General features: G+C 62.3%; 18 protein-coding genes and 2 pseudogenes. 10 read left to right on the top strand and 10 right to left on the bottom strand.

The annotated features are described in order from the left end of the window. Positions 1-63: 63 nt before the first annotated feature. A complete protein-coding gene (locus ACLFKU_RS17295) occupies positions 64-1,458 on the bottom strand; it encodes an integrase catalytic domain-containing protein (RefSeq protein WP_410849862.1) in 1,395 nt (464 codons plus the stop codon). Positions 1,459-1,561: 103 nt separating this feature from the next. Here ACLFKU_RS17295 and ACLFKU_RS17290 point away from each other — a divergent pair. The 4 genes and pseudogenes from ACLFKU_RS17290 to ACLFKU_RS17275 all read left to right on the top strand — a co-directional run. Beyond that, positions 1,562-2,356: pseudogene (locus ACLFKU_RS17290) on the top strand (IS30 family transposase); the annotation flags it as partial. 305 nt (positions 2,357-2,661) lie between these two features. After that, positions 2,662-3,033, top strand: coding sequence for a hypothetical protein (locus tag ACLFKU_RS17285; protein WP_410849861.1), 372 nt, complete (start codon positions 2,662-2,664; stop codon positions 3,031-3,033). 38 nt (positions 3,034-3,071) lie between these two features. Continuing rightward, entirely contained in the window at positions 3,072-3,281 is a 210-nt protein-coding gene (locus tag ACLFKU_RS17280) for a hypothetical protein (protein ID WP_410849860.1), read from the top strand. Between the two features lie 165 nt (positions 3,282-3,446). Then, positions 3,447-3,779, top strand: a complete 333-nt coding sequence (locus ACLFKU_RS17275; protein WP_176120664.1) for a hypothetical protein — start codon at positions 3,447-3,449, stop codon at positions 3,777-3,779. Between the two features lie 24 nt (positions 3,780-3,803). Here ACLFKU_RS17275 and ACLFKU_RS17270 read toward each other — a convergent pair whose 3' ends face one another. The 6 genes from ACLFKU_RS17270 to ACLFKU_RS17245 form a co-directional block, all read right to left on the bottom strand. Then, on the bottom strand, positions 3,804-5,009 hold the full coding sequence (locus ACLFKU_RS17270) for an arabinogalactan endo-beta-1,4-galactanase (protein ID WP_410849859.1): 1,206 nt from the start codon (positions 5,007-5,009) through the stop codon (positions 3,804-3,806). Positions 5,010-5,169: 160 nt separating this feature from the next. Beyond that, positions 5,170-7,134 (bottom strand): beta-galactosidase, encoded by a 1,965-nt coding sequence (locus ACLFKU_RS17265; RefSeq protein ID WP_410849858.1) that lies wholly within the window; start codon positions 7,132-7,134, stop codon positions 5,170-5,172. A 60-nt stretch (positions 7,135-7,194) separates the two neighbouring features. Next, positions 7,195-8,046 (bottom strand): carbohydrate ABC transporter permease, encoded by an 852-nt coding sequence (locus tag ACLFKU_RS17260; protein ID WP_410849857.1) that lies wholly within the window; start codon positions 8,044-8,046, stop codon positions 7,195-7,197. Between the two features lie 27 nt (positions 8,047-8,073). Further along, positions 8,074-8,979 carry a carbohydrate ABC transporter permease gene (locus ACLFKU_RS17255; protein WP_368586630.1) on the bottom strand — a complete coding sequence of 302 codons (906 nt, stop codon included), beginning with the start codon at positions 8,977-8,979 and terminating at the stop codon, positions 8,074-8,076. A 102-nt stretch (positions 8,980-9,081) separates the two neighbouring features. After that, positions 9,082-10,335 carry an ABC transporter substrate-binding protein gene (locus ACLFKU_RS17250; RefSeq protein ID WP_410849856.1) on the bottom strand — a complete coding sequence of 418 codons (1,254 nt, stop codon included), beginning with the start codon at positions 10,333-10,335 and terminating at the stop codon, positions 9,082-9,084. Between the two features lie 77 nt (positions 10,336-10,412). Beyond that, a complete protein-coding gene (locus tag ACLFKU_RS17245) occupies positions 10,413-11,552 on the bottom strand; it encodes an ABC transporter ATP-binding protein (RefSeq protein ID WP_410849855.1) in 1,140 nt (379 codons plus the stop codon). 204 nt (positions 11,553-11,756) lie between these two features. Between ACLFKU_RS17245 and ACLFKU_RS17240 the strand changes: the two genes are divergently transcribed. After that, complete coding sequence (locus ACLFKU_RS17240) at positions 11,757-12,773, top strand: LacI family DNA-binding transcriptional regulator (RefSeq protein WP_368586627.1); 1,017 nt, start codon at positions 11,757-11,759, stop codon at positions 12,771-12,773. Positions 12,774-12,836: 63 nt separating this feature from the next. Here ACLFKU_RS17240 and ACLFKU_RS17235 read toward each other — a convergent pair whose 3' ends face one another. Beyond that, entirely contained in the window at positions 12,837-14,012 is a 1,176-nt protein-coding gene (locus ACLFKU_RS17235; RefSeq protein WP_410849854.1) for an L-rhamnonate dehydratase, read from the bottom strand. 31 nt (positions 14,013-14,043) lie between these two features. Continuing rightward, positions 14,044-15,387, bottom strand: a complete 1,344-nt coding sequence (locus ACLFKU_RS17230; protein ID WP_410849853.1) for an MFS transporter — start codon at positions 15,385-15,387, stop codon at positions 14,044-14,046. A gap of 136 nt (positions 15,388-15,523) precedes the next feature. On the opposite strand from ACLFKU_RS17230, the gene ACLFKU_RS17225 reads away from it, so the two are divergent. The 5 genes and pseudogenes from ACLFKU_RS17225 to ACLFKU_RS17205 all read left to right on the top strand — a co-directional run bounded on the left by ACLFKU_RS17225 (position 15,524) and on the right by ACLFKU_RS17205 (position 18,265). Then, positions 15,524-16,459: a LysR family transcriptional regulator gene (locus ACLFKU_RS17225; protein ID WP_410849852.1), complete on the top strand. Its 936-nt coding sequence runs from the start codon at positions 15,524-15,526 to the stop codon at positions 16,457-16,459. 174 nt (positions 16,460-16,633) lie between these two features. Next, on the top strand, positions 16,634-17,119 hold the full coding sequence (locus tag ACLFKU_RS17220) for a glycoside hydrolase family 73 protein (protein WP_410849851.1): 486 nt from the start codon (positions 16,634-16,636) through the stop codon (positions 17,117-17,119). Positions 17,120-17,144: 25 nt separating this feature from the next. Continuing rightward, positions 17,145-17,474: a hypothetical protein gene (locus ACLFKU_RS17215; protein ID WP_368586622.1), complete on the top strand. Its 330-nt coding sequence runs from the start codon at positions 17,145-17,147 to the stop codon at positions 17,472-17,474. A 133-nt stretch (positions 17,475-17,607) separates the two neighbouring features. Then, positions 17,608-17,801: pseudogene (locus ACLFKU_RS17210) on the top strand (RraA family protein); the annotation flags it as partial. A 50-nt stretch (positions 17,802-17,851) separates the two neighbouring features. Further along, on the top strand, positions 17,852-18,265 hold the full coding sequence (locus ACLFKU_RS17205; RefSeq protein WP_410849850.1) for a hypothetical protein: 414 nt from the start codon (positions 17,852-17,854) through the stop codon (positions 18,263-18,265). 22 nt (positions 18,266-18,287) lie between these two features. Here ACLFKU_RS17205 and ACLFKU_RS17200 read toward each other — a convergent pair whose 3' ends face one another. Further along, positions 18,288-18,623 carry a hypothetical protein gene (locus ACLFKU_RS17200; protein WP_368586620.1) on the bottom strand — a complete coding sequence of 112 codons (336 nt, stop codon included), beginning with the start codon at positions 18,621-18,623 and terminating at the stop codon, positions 18,288-18,290. Position 18,624: the final 1 nt, after the last annotated feature.

Here is an 18,624-nt window from a genome sequence, read left to right as displayed (position 1 = left end):
TCACTTGAACCTTGCAAACGGCAGCTAAACCGCCCATTCTTGAACCCACCAAGATGCTCGTTTCTACCCGCTTCTTCTGGCGCCTATATGCCGGAAATACCCGGCTCCTTTATGCCGGAAGGTGACAATCTTCGGCCAGGTATGCTCGAACGGATCTTCCCGGGTGCGCCAGTCATGTGGGACGCGCGCTTTTCGGTGATGCGTCGGCCGGACTTCGCCGGCCTGCCACGCTGTTCCAAGACTTGCCAGGAAGTCGGCGAGTGGAACTTGATCAGGTGTTGTAGCCTCCTTCGGCGCCGCGCCGGAAGCGCTGCATTCGGCGACGCGCTGTTGGGCTTCTCGCATTCGACGCAAGAGGTCCAGTGGGTCGAGCGCCCTGAACCGGGTACGCAGTCGACGTTTGGTTGACTCCGGCACCGAAGCCGAACGCAGCACGCGCTCAAGCGGCGTTAAAGGCGCTTCATAGCGCTTCGTCACCTTGGCGCCGTGACGTGTCTTTGATTTCAGCTTGAACGACGGCTGGAAGAAGTTGATGTACAGCCGCGATACCTCGTAAAGGGCGGCAAGGGTTTGCGTGGCTTCGAGGCCGCGTAACCGGCCATACCCAACGAGGCGGCGCACGACTGATCCATTCTTCTGCTCGACCCACGCCTGATCGTTTTTCTTGTATGCACGAGAACGTGTCAGCTCGATCCCCGTTGCCTTGCAGAAGTCGAATACGGCCTCGTTCATGAAGGCAGTATCGTTATCGCAATCCAGACCACGCAGCGGAAATGGCAGGGCACGGCTAACACTCTCGATGTGCTCGAGAACGAACGCCCCGCTGCGATACGGCATGGCCAGGCATTCGGTCCAGCCGGTCGCGATATCTGTCATCACGAAACTGTGCACGAAGTCGCCGTCGATCTTGGTGCCACCACAGTGCTCGACGAAATCAACCTCGAGATAGCCGGGCAACGGATCGTTCCAGTCAGAGAACGTGCGGATTGGCACCGCACGGCGAATTGCATTGCCGACTCCGCCAGAGCGCCGGCGTTGACCGCTGAAGGCTTGCTCGCGTACGTCCCGCAGCAGCCGGTCAATGGTGGCGGCACTGATCTGGTTCAGCCGTTGGCGAACCCGCTTCGATAGCGTCAGGTGACCATGCCGTGTCATGGAGTCGATCAGCGTCGGAATGAGCGCCTTCAGGCGCTTGCCGCAGATCCGGTCGGCAGCTTCCCACAGCGTGATCAACGCGGCCCGCACCTCGTCATCGTAGCGTCGCTGCGGACCGGGCTTCGCCCTCGACGGCTGCGGCTCCCGGCACAGCACACGGATGGCGTGCTTGCGGTGATAGCCCGTCACCTCAACAAACTCATCCAGGATCTCGCGCTTCTCGTTCCGGCCAGAACGGCGGTACCGCTCACCGACTGCCTCAGTCAATTCCCGTCGTGTTGTCATGCTGAGCTGCCTCGCCATAAGTCGCTCCCGCCAGCATTCTGACGGGTAGCAAATTACATGAGGCAACGACCCTCGCTCGGTAACAAAAAACCTGAGTCAATGCGCCGGCCAAAATGATTGTCGCCGCCCAGTCTGCAAACTGGCCAGGCATCGGGTGCTGGCCCATATAGTTGCCAACAAGCTCCAGATGCAGTGGTCACCGCAGCAGATTGCTGGATGGCTGAAACGCGCCTGGCCGCGCGACGAGGATCGCCACGTGTCACACGAGACCATCTACCGCAGTCTCTTCATTCAGGCACGCGGTGCCCTGAAGAAAGAGCTGCTGGAACATTTGCGGCGCACCCGGGCCATGCGTCGCTCGCGGCATCACACCCAGAAGACGGACGATCACGGCAGGATTCGCGACGCGATATCAATCAGCGAACGCCCCGCCACAGTGGAAGACCGCGCGGTACCTGGCCACTGGGAGGGGGATCTTCTGTGTGGCAGCAGCGGCAGCCAGATTGCAACACTTGTAGAGCGCCAGACACGCTATGTAATGCTGGTGAAGCTCACCAGCAAGGACAGTGAGACGGTAGTCAATGCGCTGATCAAACATGCCAGCAAGCTGCCACACGAACTGTATAAATCGCTCACATGGGACCGAGGCACGGAGATGGCAGGTCACAGACGATTCACGATTGCCACTGACATCGCCGTGTACTTCTGCGATCCGAAGCACCCCTGGCAACGTGGTTCAAATGAAAATACCAATGGTCTCCTGAGGCAGTACTTCCCGAAAGGTATCGATCTGTCGGTCTACTCTCAGGCCAAACTTAATGCCGTGGCAAGAAGGCTGAATGAGCGTCCAAGGAAGACACTGAATTACGAAACGCCGGCTGAACGGTTCCAGCAAACTATTGCATCGACCGGTTGAATCCGCCGACCCATAGCAGCCCTTGGCCGGCGATTGGCCCAATGACCGCAATGGCCGACGACTGACAAGCGGGGAGACCGCGCGAATGTCCGTTCCAGCTTGCAACCGGCCACACTCCTTGCATTGGCTCGAAAGGCGGTTGTGGGTCGCCTACTGCCCGACGCAGCCGATCTATGGCCGACCACGTCCGCCGGTCTACGTCGGACCGGGGTCGGCCAGGAACAGCCGGTCGACGTCGCCGCTGAGATCGTCGACAATTGGTAGCAATGGACGCGATGTGAAGTCGTTAAACAGGGCCCTACGACATGGCACATGAATACCTCGTCATTTTCCAGTACCACGAGCCTGAACCGCGACAGCTATTCGAGCGCGGACTGATCGAAGACTATGAATCGACAACTGGAGTCTTTATCTCAGCAGGGTCGGCCGACGAAGCTTTGACTTGGTGCGAGGCAATCGCGCGAGAGCTCCTTTGGCGCTGCAATGATGACAAGTCGGTGGATTGGAAGCGCTTGGGACATTCGTGCTGGATTGAGTCCAATCCCGAAAAATCGCCTTGGGGCCATTGCCTGAGCTTTTTCCAGCACGTCCATGTCGGTGAAATGCCGAACGTCGACGAAATGGGTACTGCAGCGTATGTCAACTGGCAGAAACACTATGACGGTGCGACTAGCTGAAGTGGAGCCCGGTCGTTCAGCGGCCAAGCGCAGTCCCAATGACCGGTTTCGAGAAATGCGAGGGGCCGCTCTGGGTCGTCCACGGTCGACCAGAAAAGGCCGCACTCAGGCTGTTGGGTGTCACTCGCGATCTGAAGGCGTTCCAGGTGCTTTACGACCGCTATCTGTTGACGCTGCCCTGCGTGCTGCGGCTGTCGTCGACGCTGGTCATGAAGAGCATTTTCGAGGATCGGCCGCTGCCGTTGTAGCGCAGCGACGTCACGCCCGTTTGCCTGCGGCATTGTGATCCACCGCGGCAAAAAGCGCCCCGGCCCACTTCCCGATACACTACGCAACAATTTTTCCGCGCGCGACCCGGCGCGGCGACCACCGCCGCTTCCGCGCCGCCGCCGTCTCATCTCAGGATTCCGGTAATGAAACGCGTAGTCGTATCCGCGCTCGTCGCGCTGTGCGTCGCGCAGCCGGCCACTCAGGCCGTCGCGCAGACCGTCAGCAATCAATGTTTCGCGCTCGGCGATATCGCCGGCCAGGTCGCGTCGTGGCGCGCCCACAAGAAGACCAAAGCTCAGGCGCTCGACCAGGCCGCCCGCTACTACAAGGACCCATCCGACCGCGCGGCCGTCAATGCGATCATCGAAAAGATCTACCGCCCCGACGCGCCTCACATGACGCCCGATCAGGCGAGCATGGCGATCACGTCGGAGTGCGTGAACCAGCACAAGGGGCAGGCAGCGCCGGCACAGTAATGCCGGCGTGCCGCCCGCGACGCGTCAGCGCCGCCGGAATGCATCCAGCGACGACAACGCATTGCCGTGGAAATCGAACAGCGTGTTGTTGTCCCACTGATCGCCCGCGCCGACTTTCCAGCCGACGTTCGGCGTCGGAATCCACTCCGGCCCCCACCAGAACACGCCCTTGCCGTGGCCGTCGGGGATCGCCTTCACGATGTCGGTCACCGCGCCGAGGAACTGCGCCTGGCCGGCGGGCGTCTGCGGATACGGCGAGGTGCCGACGTTGGTCATCGAGTCCGGTTCCGAATCGCCGTCGCTGGTCGTCCACGGATACGCGGTCTCGACGACGATCACGTCCTTGTCGTAGCGCGTCGCGAGGTCGTTCACATTGCCCTGCAGGTCGCTGAATGAGCCCTGCCACTGCGGGTAGTACGACAGGCCGATCACGTCGAACGAGACGCCGCGCTGCGTCATGCTGTCGAACCACCAGCGGCTCGTCGCGTTGTTGCCGCCGCTGTCGATGTGCAGCATCACCTTGATGCGCCCGTCCACCGATTTGACCGCGTCGTGCCCGGCCTTCAGCAGCGCCGCGAGGTTATCGAGCTGATCGTACTTGCCGAGCGGCCACAGCATGCCGCCGGTGATCTCGTTGCCGATCTGCACCCACTCGGGATGCACGCCGTCGCGCTCGAGCATCCGCAATACGTTCGACGTATACGCGGACAGCAGCGCGCAGGTCTCGGTGATGTCCTTGCCGGCCCAATCGTGCGGTGGATACTGCTTGCCCGGATCGGCCCACCAGTCGCTGTAGTGGAAATCGATCAGAATGCGCAGGCCCAGCGCGGCGGCGCGACGCGCGAGGATGCGCACGTGCCCGGCATTATTCCAGCCGGCTGCGGGGCTCTGATTCGCCGGAAAGAAGTCGGGATTGCCAGGATCGTTCCACACCTTGATACGGATCGAATCGACGCCGTGACGCTTCAGAATCTGCAGGCAGTCGTGTGCCTCGCCATGCTCGTAGTACTTCGCGCCGTTCGCTTCGAGTTCGAGCAACGTCGACACGTCCGCGCCTAACGCGAAGCGGTTCGGAAGTGCGGCCGCGCCCGGCCAGGCCGCGCTCTGCTCTCCAGCCGGCCCTGTCTGCCGGCCGAGTTCGGCCGCCATAGCGGGCGCGCCGACACCGGCGCCGACACCCGCCGCCGCAGCGGCGCCCGCGAGCCATCCCAGCATCTCTCTTCGGTTCATCCGTCATCCTCCATCGATTAGTCGCGGCTCCTGGCGGGCCGCCCGGTCCTGGTTTGATGCGTCGGTATTGCAACCTTCGAGTGTTGAACTGCGAGTTTCAAACTGCTGTTACCGCTTCCTCCCCGGTTTAGTTCGTGACTACTGTGACAACCGCACCACGTCACGCGTCTTTCCACACGCAAACGTCGCCGGTATTCAGGCGCGGCTCGCCGAGCACGAACGTCGCATGGCGCGGCGCCGGCACCTGCACCGGTTGCGCGCCGAAATTGAATGCGAAGGTCAGGCCGCCCCGGCGGCGCAGCCGCAGTCCGTCGGCGAGCATCTGCGTATCGAGGCCGGCGTCGTGCGCCGCCTGCCGCAACAACGTGCGATGCAGTTCATGCGACAGCCAGCCGGCCACATAGCGCACGTTGCCGTACGTCAGCAGCGCGGGCCACGCGTCGTCGAAGCGCGCGGCAATGCGTGTCTCGCCATTGGCGCGCACATGCTCGCGCCAGTGCAGCGCGTGACCCGCGGTGCCGTCGAGCGACAGCGCGGGCGCGAGCGTCGAGCGCAGCGTTTCCACTTCGAGCACCTGGATCGGCAGCACGCGTTGCAACACGCCGGGCGGCAGATTATCCGGAATCGCGAACGCGTCGGTTTTCGAGCCGCTGCGCGGGCCGAACACCCATTGCGCGTTCGAACGCGTGATCTGCTCGACGAGCGCGGCGTCGATCACCGCGAGACTCGGCACCACGACTAGCTGATAGCCTGAAAGATCTGCCCGGCTCGACACGATATCGACATCGAGCCCGAGTTCGCGCAGCGACTCGTAATAGTCGAACGCGAGCGTCTGGTAGTCGAAGCCCTTGCCGTGACGCTGGATGTCGAACATCCACTGCGTCTCATAGTCGAATACCAGAGCGGTCGCCGCTTGCGCGGGCGCGGCGAGCGTCGACAGCGCCGTACTGCCCGCGATCTCACGCGCGGCCCGTTGCACTTCCAGACCCCCCGGCGACAGTTCGTTGTTCGGCAGATTGAGCCCGGAATGCATCTGCTCCTGCGCATACGGGCACTGGCGCCAACGGAAATACGACACCAGCTCCGCACCATGCGCGAACGCCTCGTACGCCCACAGCCGCACCATGCCCGACGCCGGCACCGGATTCCACGGCGCCCAGTTCACCGGACCAGCCTGCTGCTCCATCACCCAGAAGCGCCCGCCGCCAATGCCGCGGTAGCGGTCGTGATCGAACGCGGACACATCGGGATGCCCTGTGCGCGCGAAGCGCGCCTTCTGCTCCTCCGGCAAAGCGATCGATTCGGTGCGCGCGATCGGATAGCTGTCCCATGCGGCGATGTCGATCGCGTTATCGGCCGCGAAGCGATAGTGATCGAAGGTCGTGAAAAAGCCCATGAAGTTGTGCAGCAGATCCGCGTTCGGCGCATGCTCGCGCAACACGTCGATCTGCTCGCGATGGAAGCTCGCGACCTCGTCGGACATGAAGCGGCGGAAGTCGAGCAGATGGATCGGATTGGCGTCGGTAGGCGTCAGCGTCGGCAAGCCGATCGCGTCGAACGACGGGTACTCCATGCTCCAGAACACGTTGCCCCACGCGTCGTTCAACGCGCCGATCGTTGCATAGCGCCGCTGCAGCCAAGCGTGAAAGCGCTGCAAAGTCGCGGCCGAATAGCTCGGCACCGTATCGTGGCAGCCGAGTTCGTTATCGGTCTGCCACGCGACGATCGACGGATGCCGCCCGTAGCGCCGCGCCATCGCGGTGACGATGCGCACGCATTCGCGCCGGTACGTGTCGCTCGAAATATCGTAGTGACGCCGCGAGCCGAAATTCCAGCGCGTGCCGTCCGCGCGCACCGGCAGCACGTCCGGATGCGCGTCGACGAGCCACTTCGGCGGCGAAGCGGTCGGCGTGCCGAGCACGAGTTTCAGGCCCGCTTTGGCCAGCGTGTCGACGGCTTCGTCGAGCCATTGCCAATCGTATTCGCCGGCGCGCGGCTCCATCCGGCTCCACGCGAATTCGGCGATCCGCACATGCGTGATGCCGAGTTCGACCATACGTTGCGCGTCGTCGGCCCATATCGCGCGCGGCCATTGTTCCGGGTAGTAGCAGACACCAAGTTGCATGTGAAAGTCTCGTGGTGAGTTGACGTCGAGCCGTCGTTTCAATCGTGTTTCAAGCGCCCGTTAGCCCTTGCTCGCGCCGAACGTGAGTCCAGCGACGAAGTGCCTTTGCATTCCGAAGAACATCAGCACCGAAGGCAATGCGGCCAGCACCGAGCCAGCCGCGACCAGGTTCCACGCGGTCGTCCATTGCCCTTTCAGCGCGGCGACGCCCACCGTGATCGGCGCGGCGTCGTCGCCTTGCGTGAGACACAGCGCCCAGAAGTAGTCGTTCCATACGAACGTGAACACGAGGATCGCGAGCGCGGCGAGCGCGGGGCGGATCAATGGCAGCACGATGCGCAGATAGATCGTCCATTCGCTCGCCCCTTCGACGCGCGCTGCCTCGATCATCTCGAACGGCAGCTGCTTGATGAAGTTGCGCAGAAACAAGGTGCAAAAGCCGGTCTGGAACGACACATGAAAGATCACCAGCGCCCACACGGTGTTGAACAGACCGAACTTCAGCGCCATGTCGCGCACTGGAATCATCAGAATCTGGATCGGCACGAAATTGCCGGCGACGAACGCTAACAGCACGGCCGTGTTGCCCGGAAAGCGATACGTCGCCAACGCGAAGCCCGCCATCGACGCGAGCACGATCGCGCCGATCACCGACGGCACCGTGATCAGCACGCTATTGGCGAAGTAATGCAGCATCGGCGTTTGCGTCAGCGCGGTGCCGTAGTTCTCCAGCAGCGCGAAATGTTTCGGCCACGTCCAGTAGTCGCCCTGCGACAACTCGTCCGTCGAGCGGATCGAGGTCAGCAGCACGGCGAGCATCGGCAGCAGCCAGATAAACAGCGCAAGCGGCAGCGAGGCCTTGTAAAGCCTGCGATTCAGCGGTTTCCAGCGTTCGACGGGAAGCGGATACATGAGCTGGTACTCCTGACGTTCACAGAATCAGCGTTCCTCGCGCAGCATGCGGCGCAGATGGAACACGATATAGACGAGCATGATTGCGAACAGCACGACCGCGATCGCGGCCGAATAGCCCTCGCGGTAGTACTTGATCGCCTGGTCGTACATGAAATAGGCGAGCACGGTGGAACTGTCGAATGGGCCGCCGCCGCTCATCACCGCGATCAGATCGAAGCTGCGCAGTGCGCCGATCACGGTCAGCACCACCGCCATGAAGGTGGCGGGCCGCAGTTGCGGCAGGATCACGTGCCACAGCAGTCGCAGCCCTTTCGCGCCTTCCATGCGCGCCGCCTCGACCACCTCGGGATTGATGCCGGTGAGTCCAGTCAGATACAGGATCATGCAGAACGGTGCCTGCGGCCACAGCGCGGCGAAGATGATGCCGAACGTGACCGCGTGCGGATCGCCGAGCACCGGAATGCCGCGACCGACGATCAACCGCAGCAGCCCGAACGTCGGATCGTAGAACCAGCTGAACACAAGGCCAACTACGACGCCCGACAGCACGAACGGCGCGAAAAACAGCGACTTCACGACCCGCATCCCGCGCACGTGCTGGTTCAGATACAGCGCGAACAGCAGACCGAGAGGCGGCGCGAGCAGAAACAGCGCAAGCCAGATCAGGTTGTTCTTCAGCGCCGTGTAGAACGTATCGGACTGGAACAGCTCGACGTAGTTGGCAAGACCCGCGAAGGTCTTCGGTGTCATGCCATCCCAGTTGTAGAAGCTCAGCGAAATGCTGCTGATGATCGGATAGATCACGCACAGCGTGAACAACGCACAGCCGGGCAGCAGAAAGAAAAACGCGGCGCGATGCTGATGACGACGCGTCGTCGACACGCGACGGTGCCGCGCCGCGGGCAGGCGGCGCGCTGCGGTATGAGACATGGAACGGCCTCGTCGGAAATCGAAGGCGGAATTGACCCGGAAGTGGGACCCAGAAGCGGGACTCGCAATCCGGCCGCGCTCACGCGGCCGGCGCCGTGGGACTTACTTCTGGTAGATGCGCTTGCGGGTCGCTTCGAGATGAGCGAGCACGCTGTTGAGTTGCGACGGATCGCTGTAGAACTGCTGCATGGCCTTCATGCCTTCGTCGGCCATTTCCTTCTGCATGTCGCGATCGTAGAACTGCGCGATGCCGCCCTTCGTGTTCGCGAGCGTCTGGAAGCCGACCTTCGAGATCGCATCTTCAGGCGGAGCGGCCTGGCTGTTCGACGGCAACTGTCCCCAGCCCTTCGCGAGTTCCGCGTTGATCTTCGGCGTCTCCATGAACGCGAGCAGCTTGCGCGCGTCGGCCTTGTTCTTCGCTTTCGCCGGAATCAGCAGCACGTTCACGGGACCGTCCTCGGCCATCGGCACGTTGGCGTCGATCACCGGGAAGCGGAAGAAGCCGATCTGATCCTTGACCGACGGCGGGAAGCTCGCCGAGAAGAACGTGCCCATCAGCATCATCGCGGCCTTGCCGTTGTTCAGGATCGGGCCGATCGAATCGACGTCGTACGACAGTGCGTTGTCGATGAAGTCTTTATTGTCGAGCAGCGTCTTCCACGTCGTGTAGACCTTCTTCACGCGCGGATCGGTGTACGGGATTTCGCCGGCCATCAACTGCTGATGAAACTCGTTGCCGTTGATGCGCAGATCCAGATAGTCGAACCACGCGGCCAGCGTCCAGCTATCGCGCGCGGCCACCGCGATCGGCGCGACGCCGATCGCCTTCAGCTTCCTGTTGGCTTCGAGCAGTTCGTCCCACGTTTTCGGCTCGCTCCTGATGCCGGCCTTCTCGAACAGATCCTTGCGATAGAAGAAGCCGTACGCGTCATAGCCGAGCGGTGCCGCATACTGCTTGCCCTTGTACGTCGATGCGTCCTTGACCGACGCATACTGCTGCGACCAGCCGTTCTTCGCCCAGTCCGAGCTCAGATCTTCGAGCAGACCGCGTTGCGCGTAGTAGGCCATCCGCTCGCCGTCGTGCCACGACACGACATCGGGCGGATCGGTGGCGAGCCAGCCGCCCATCTGCACCTTGTACGCTTCCTCGGTCACGTAGGTGATTTTCAGGTCGATGTCGGGATTGGCTTTCTTGAACTGATCGAATGCGTCCTGCCAGGTCGAGCGCTGATTACCGCGCGCCGATACGTTGACGTTCAGCGTGGCCGCGTCGACCACGGCACTGCCGAGCGCGCCGGCTACCACGGCGGCGGCGATCGACACCTGTGCAAGACGGCGAAGGCGAAGAGCGATCATCTGTGTCTCCTTGTCTACCTTGTTGACCGGCTACGCAGCGTGGCCGGCGATGTAACCCGCTCTATGGCGGAATTCGATCAGGCGGCCGCGCGTTCCGGTTCGAACGTGCTACGCCGCAACGCGAGTCCCTGTTCGTCGAACAGATGGCAAGCAGCGGGCGGCACGTGAACCCGGATGCGTTCGCCCGCGCCGAGCGGCGTATCGCCGGGCGCCTTCGCGATCAGCGTGCCGCCCGCATGGTCCGCGTGGATATAGCTGTGCTCACCGACCCGTTCCGACAACACGGTCGCGCAGTGAATGAACTGTTCGTCGCCGTCGAGCCGCAGATGCTCCGGGCGCACGCCGAGCGTGACGCGCTGGCCGCGTTGCAGCCGTTCTCCATCGACGTCCGCGACGAGCCTTTGCGCGCCCGCCGCCAGCGCCACTGTCACGCGGCCCGGCTCGATCAATTCGACGATCGCATCGATGAAGTTCATGCGCGGCGAGCCGATGAAGCCCGCGACGAAGCGCGACTTCGGATGGTGATACAGCTCGAGCGGCGCACCGCTCTGCGCGATGCTGCCGAAGCGCTCGGCGTCCGCGCCCGCATGCAGCAGCACGATGCGATCGGCGAGCGTCATCGCTTCGACCTGATCGTGCGTGACGTACACGACGCTCGCGTTCGCGAACCTCTGATGCAGACGCGCGATCTCGACGCGCGTCTGACCGCGCAGCGCGGCATCGAGATTCGACAGCGGCTCGTCGAACAGAAACACGCCCGGCTCGCGCACGATCGCGCGGCCAATCGCGACGCGCTGCCGCTGACCGCCCGACAACGCTTTGGGATGCCGGTCGAGCAGGCTTTCAAGTTGCAGAATCCGCGCGGCTTCGCGCACCTTGCGCTCGATCACGTCCTTCGGCTGCTTCGCGAGCTTCAATCCGAACGCCATGTTGTCGAACACGGTCATGTGCGGAAACAGCGCGTAGCTTTGGAACACCATCGCGACGCCGCGCTCGGCGGCCGGCACGTCGTTGACGAGTCGTCCGCCGATATGCAGCTCGCCTTCGCTGAGGTCTTCGAGACCGGCGATCATCCGTAGCAAGGTCGACTTGCCACAGCCAGACGGACCCAGGAACACGCAGAACTCATGCTGCGCGATCTCCAGATTCACGCGCCGGACCACCGGCGGATGGTCGCCGTAGGCCTTTTGCACATCGCTCAAAAGAATCGTCGCCATGCTGTCTCCGCCTCAATTTAACCGCTTAAATTTTTGCGGAAATAAAACGCCCAGACCTTGTGCGGGCGGCATTTAATCGCTTAAATTCGAATTCGACGGAAAAAGTCATCGCAGGTGTCTCCGTTACGTTTTTGAGGAAGTTAGCAATGTCGCCGGTCGTTTGCAACATTTGAATTGACCTCCCTACATCTGGGCTAACCCAACATGGTCACGTTGTCCGAAGTCGCGAAACGCGCGCAGGTTACCGCCGCCACCGTCTCGAACGTGCTGCGCAATCGCGAGAAAGTCCGACCTGAAACGGCTGAGCGCGTGCTGCAGGCGATAGCCGAGCTCGGCTATCGGCCGAACCTTAATGCGCGCGCGCTCGCCGAAGGCCGCTCGTCGACGCTCGCGCTGATGTTGTCGAACATTTCGAACCCGTTCTATCCGGAGTTCGTGCTCGCCGCCGAGCGCGCGGCGCGCAAGACCGGCCATTTCCTGATGGTTTGCAATACCGACGACGACGCCGAAATCGGCCGCGCGTATCTGAACCAGATCGCCGGCACGCTCGCCGACGGCGTGCTCGTGATGAACACCGACATCACGATCAACGACCTGTGCGCATCGGCGACGCATAGCGCGCCGATTCTGCTCGCGATGTGGGAGCACCCGGAGTCGCCGCCCGCGTTACCGTGCATCGCGGTCGACTTCGCGCGCGCGGGCGAATTGGCCGCGCGGCATCTGCTCGGACTCGGCCATCGCGAGATCGGCTTGCTGATCGGCGACGGTTGCGGCGGTTTGCAGGACGCGCGCTCGAACGGTTTTCGGGCGGCGATGCGCGCGGCCGGCATCGAAGCCGATGCCGCCGCGGTGCTGCAGATCCGCGACTCGATCGACTCCGGCTTCGCCGCCTGCATGGAGCTGATGGCGAACCGCCCGCAACTGAGCGCGATCTTCGCGACCAACGACCTGCTCGCGATCGGCGCGATCCAGGCGTTGATCACGCTCGGCCGCTCGGTGCCCGACGACGTGTCGGTGATCGGCATCACCGACATTCAACTCGCGCATCAGGTGCATCCCGCGCTGACCACGGTCGCGATTCAAACCGCGGCAGTCGCGGAGTTGTCGATCCAGAGTCTGATCCGTCTGATCCAGACGCCGGAGCGGCAGCCGTCGATGGTGCTCGGGCCGCCGCCCGAGCTGGTGGTGCGCGCTTCGACCGGGCCGCGCAGGAAACGCTGACGCGCGTTAGCTAACTCGCTCCATCGCCATCAGCGTGACGATACTTTCCTCGCGTCTGTCCATTCATTCGACGATGTTGAAATCGGCAACATACTTGTCGCTCAACTCGATGCCAAGGCCCGGCACGTCGTCCGACAGTTGCAGATAGCCATTTTCCGGTTGCGGCTCGCCTTCGAAGATGTAGTAGAACAATTCGTTGCCCACTTCGACGTCGAAAACAGGGAAGAACTCGGACATTGGACTCGCGGTGCTCGACATCGTCAGGTGATAGTTGTGCATCTGCCCCGCGTGAGGGATAACCGGCACCGACCACGCTTCGGCCATCGCATTGATCTTGCGCGCCGCCGTGATGCCGCCCACGCGATTCGTGTCGTACTGGATCACGTCGATCGCGCGGCGTTCGAGCAGATCCTTGAAGCCGTAGCTCGTGAACTCGTGCTCGCCGCCCGACACCGGCATCAGGTTCATCTTCTTCAACTCCTGATAGCCTTCCACATCGTCGCCGATCACCGGCTCCTCGATCCAGCGCGGATTGAATTCGGCGAGGCGCGGCAGCATTCTGCGCGCGTATTCGAGCGTCCAGCCCATATAGCATTCGAGCATGATGTCGACTTCGTCGCCGACCAGTTCGCGCAGCAGACGCACCTGTTCGATGTTTTTCGCCATGCCTTTCGGGCCGTCTTTCGGGCCGTAGCCGAAGCGCATCTTCATCGCGGTGAAGCCGCTGTCCAGGTAGCCTTGTGCTTCGCCGAGGAACGCATCGCGGTCGTCGTTGTTATAGAGCTTCGACGCGTAACACCAGATCTTTTCTTTCGTGCGGCCGCCGAGCAGCTTGAACACCGGCTTTTTCACGGCCTTGCCCATGATGTCCCACAGCGCGATATCGATCGCCGAGATCGCCGCCATGCCGATGCCTTTGCGGCCCCAGGCAAGCGTGCGGCGATACATCTTCTGCCAGATGTACTCGTTGTCGAACGGATCTTCGCCGATCGCGATCGGCGCAAGGTATTCGTCGACGATCTGCTTCGCGATGCGCGGCGCGAGCGCGCAATTGCCGATGCCCACCGTGCCGTCGTCGCATTCGATTTCGACGACGAGCCAGCCGTGAAAGCGAAATGAACCCATCGCGTCGCCGCGCTCGTACAGAATATCGACCGCGTTCGTGCAGAAATGCGCTTGCGGCGGGACGACTTTGCCCTTCCACTCGAAAACACGTGTACGGATATGCTTGATCTTCATGTTCGACGATTTCCTTCTGAGAGTCGGTAAGTCAGTGGCCCCTGCGTTCGCCGAGCGGGCCATTGCGATGAGAGATGGAACTGGAGGTGGAAGCGGACGTGAAGCGGAACGTCAGCAACAGCAATGCGCCAATCAGGCCGACCACCGCGAGCGAGAACATCCCCGCCTGCGACGAGCCGATCGCGCGCTCGGCGAGCCCCTTCAGGTTCGGTGCGACGAAGCCGCCGAGATTGCCGATCGAATTGATCAACGCGATGCCGCCCGCGGCCGCGGCGCCGCCCAGATAACCGGTGGGTAGCGTCCAGAACAGCGGTTGCACGCAGACGAAACCGATCGCGGCGAAACAGAACGCGGCAATCGCCAGCGTCACCGAAGACGTCATCGCCGAAGCGGCAATGCCGAACGCCGCGAGCGCGAGCATCGCCGCGGCCCAGATACGGTGATGACCGTGACGGTCGGCGTAGCGCGTCACACAGAACGTGCCGATGATCGCGGCGATCCACGGAATCGCGGTCAGCAGACCGACCTCGACGCCGACGTGGCCACCGCTCGCAAGCCCGGCGATGCGCGTCGGCAGATAGAACACGACACCGTACACGCTCATCTGCACCGCGAAGTAGATCAGGCCGCAGAACAGCACGCGCGAATCGCGCAGCGCCGCCAGCACCGAAGCCGGACCGTGCGCGAGCTTCTGGCGGTCTTCCTGGCGCAATGCGTGATCGAGCGCATCACGCTTATCGGCATCGAGCCAGCGCGCCTCGACGGGCCGGTCGGTCAGATAGAAGTAAGCCACGACACCCACCACCGACGCCGCCAGCCCTTCGACGACGAAGAGCCACTGCCACGGATGCATGCCAAACGGATTGCCCGCATCGAGCAGCAGCCCCGATATCGGGCTGCCGAGCAACAGCGCGAGCGGGAAGCCGAAATAGAACATCCCGATCGTCTGCGAGCGTGTTTTCGCGGGAAACCAGTTCGACAGGAACAGGATGATGCCGGGGAAGAAACCGGCTTCGGCGATGCCGAGCAGCGTGCGCAGCACATAGAAGCTCGTGGCGCTGTCGACGAAGGCGGTGCACGCGGACACGATGCCCCACGTGACCATGATGCGGCTCATCCAGACGCGCGCGCCGAAGCGGTACATCAGCAGATTGCTCGGCACTTCGAACACCGCATAGCCGACGAAGAAAATGCCGGCGCCGAAGGCGAACGCCGCGTCGCTCAAGCCGGTGTCGGCCTGTAGCACGTTCTTTGCGAAGCCGACGTTCGCGCGGTCGATAAACGCCAGTACGTACATCAGGATCAGAAAAGGCAGCAGCCTCGTGCGCGCTTTGGCAATCGCGCTGTCGAGCGCGGGGCTCGCGGTCATCGTCATGCGTCGTCTCCAGTTTGGTCTTGTTAGCGCGAACGGCGTCGCGATTGCCGTTCTGCGATAACCGCTAGTGTGCGAAACTATCCGATAACTGACCACTGAATAAATCGAATCGGCCGATACCTTAAAGTTATCGCTCATGATCCCGCCCGCCTCCACCATTCGCAAGCGTCTGCGCCTACGGCATCTGCAACTGATGGTCGCGCTGTCGGAAACCGGATCGCTGCGGCGCGCCGCGGACGATCTCGCGATGACCCAGCCCGCGGCGACCAAGGCCTTGCAGGAACTCGAAGACACGCTCGGCGTATCGCTGTTCGTGCGACATGCGCGCGGCATGGAGCCGACGATCTTCGGCGAGGCCGTGATGCGCTATGCGCGTGTCGTGTTCGAGGATCTCGACGAGTTGCGCGAGGAGTTGGCCGGCATCGAGGCCGGCGACATCGGCAAGGTCCGCATCGGCGCGGTGATGGCGCCGTCGCCCGAACTGCTGACGCACACGATCGTCAAGCTGAAGGAGGCGCATCCGCGCCTGCAGATGGCCGTCACGATCGACACCAGCGACGTGCTGGTGCAGTCGCTGCAACAGGATCAGCTCGACATCGTGATCGGTCGGATTCCCGATGGTTTTCCGGCACTCGATCTGAGCTTCGAGACGTTGGCGGAAGAGGCGCTGTCGATCGTCGTGCGGCCCGATCATCCAGCCGTCAAAACAGGCAAACAAACGGGCACGCGGCCCAAGCTGGCGGACCTTGCACGCTATCCGTGGATCATCCAGCCGCATCCGAGCCCGATGCGCCAGGTGATCGATCAAACGTTTCGCGAGTCGCGGGTCGCGCCGCCGGTCAGCACGGTCGAGACGTCGTCGATCCTGACCACGCTGTCGTTGCTGCGCGATTCGGACATGCTCGCCGTGCTGCCGAGTTCGGTCGCGCAGTACTACGTCGCACTCGATGCGATCGCCGCGATCGCGACGCCGTTGCGCGGCCGGCTCGCACCATATGGGCTGATTCTGCGCAGAAACCGGCGCGTCACGCCGGCGATGCAACTGGTCATCGATTCGATTCGTGCGGGGTGAGGGGTTCTGTGAGGCGCAATTCGCCGCTCGTATTCAGGCTCGCAAGATTCGGGGGAGGGAGCCGGCTTTGATACAGCGAACACTGCGGTTTTCAATTTCATCCTTCGCCCATAGCCAACAGTCAACTGTCACGTTAGCTTCGGGGTTCCCGTTGTGGGGATTCAGGAGCCATATATGCCCAAACACCGTCGGAACAACGCGAACGTAGGCGATGCCTATGTTTCCAACTTCATTCGTGACCACCTTTGCACCGCGCAGAATATACAGCGCAAATACGGAATACCAGCAGGTGTGGTCCTTGCACAATCCGCGCTGGAAAGTAACTGGGGGAGGACCGTCAGGGGCAATGCATACTTCGGTATCAAAGGCCGCGCACCAAATGGACAAAGTACAACGTTCGGTACCCATGAAACCGTAAACGGCGTATCCGTCGCATCCACGGGCACCTTCAGGGCCTATAGCAGTTATGACGAGGCCGCGGAGGATTACGCCGCCATGCTCGAACACAACGCCCGCTTCCGCTCCGCTTTCCTCCATGTTGACAGCATTGGATTCGCTACTGAAATAGCCCGCAACCACTACGCGACCGACCCTCAGTACGGCGCTAAATTGATCAGTATCATTCAATCACGCAAACTTGACCAATATGACGTTCGGTGAACCAGCCAAAACCATGCGGGCAAGAATGGTGACCTTCGCCCTGCTGCTCGCCGGCGCGCATGCAGCGGCATCGGCGCAGGCGATCTCCACCGCGGATCAGGCTGCGGAGCGAGCAGCGAAAGTCACCCAAACGCATCACCTCTCCTCCAACCGAACCCAATGCCTGCTATTCGACGTCTCGGATGAGAAGAACTATTTCATCGTCGGGGTTCACGAGAACCATACGCTCGAATGCGGTGGCGATCCGAATACGGCGCCAGTGCTCTTCTTTCTGAAGATACGCAAGCGAGATGGCTATGTCGTCACCAACCGACGTGACGGCGAACATTTCGTACCGCTTCCGCGCAAACCGTAACACCGCTCCCGCCACCACTGCGTTGGTGGGAGCGCACGGTGTCTCCCCTCCCGTGCACAGGTTATGCTCGCCCCTTCCTGATCGCAGCAGTTAGCTGACGAGCATCGAGACCCTGAGAGCGAGCAGGATCAATACCGCATTGACGATCCATACACGCGCCGGCGACAATCTCGCGATTCCTCGCGCGTTCGAATCTTCCGCCCCGGCGTCGTGCTCGTGATCGATGGCACTCGCGACCTCACGCAGCCACTGATGGACGAGATCATGGCGACATACGCGCAAAGCCTCGGCGTACGCGGTCTCGTGACCGACGGTGCGATTCGCGACACAGCGCGACCGGACGATCAACGGCCCATGAACCCCTTGCTACTAGCCACATGGCGCACCACCTGAACACTGCAACCCTTCTCGACCTCGCGCGCGCGGCGCAGCGGCGCCTGGAACAACAACGCGCCGCCGGGCCTTGCGAATGCACGCGCACTGCCCTCGACGGCTGGCAATCGCAACCGCTTTCACTCGACGAGAGCTTGTTGGAGGAGATCGGCACGCTGATGCCGGAAGACGATCCCGAGCCGACCTTCGGCGAATATCTGCCCGATAAAACGAGCTACTGGTCGGCCGATGCGCCGATCGCGCCGCGCTATTTCCCGTACAACCGCTGCGGCGTATGGCAATGCTCGACCTGCGGGCGACTGTATTTGCGCTACGTCGAAGGCGGCGGTTACTTTGTCGATCGCAGGATTCGCGCGGTGAACGCGGATCTGATCGAGGACGTGCCGCTGCCCGCATAACGCGGTTTGTCATCGCCACGGTTCATGCATCGTCCCTGTCCGCGCGCGCGACGCCCAACAGTTCCTTGACGCGCCGCGCGAGATTCGACAGCACGCTGTCGGCGCGCGCCGCAGCCTGCTGTCTATGCGGCATACGCTGCAGATCGTGCCAGTCGGTATCGAGCGCTCTGGCGTGGCCGTCGGCGCTGAACGGCCATTCGACCACCACCGCGCGCAAACGCGCGGCACGCGAGCTTCTGTCGGCGCGATCGATATACGCATTGATCGCCGACGCCTCGTGCCGCGCCGATTCCTCCGAATCGACGGCAATGAAGTCGTTCAGCCCTTCGATGTGGACGCACCATAACTGTTCGCTCACG

The organism is Paraburkholderia sp. EG304 (assembly GCF_046543485.1).
GTDB classification, from domain to species: Bacteria; Pseudomonadota; Gammaproteobacteria; order Burkholderiales; family Burkholderiaceae; genus Paraburkholderia; species Paraburkholderia youngii.
The sequence above is the reverse complement of the archived record's forward strand: the minus strand, read 5'-3'. Positions and strand labels throughout refer to the sequence as shown.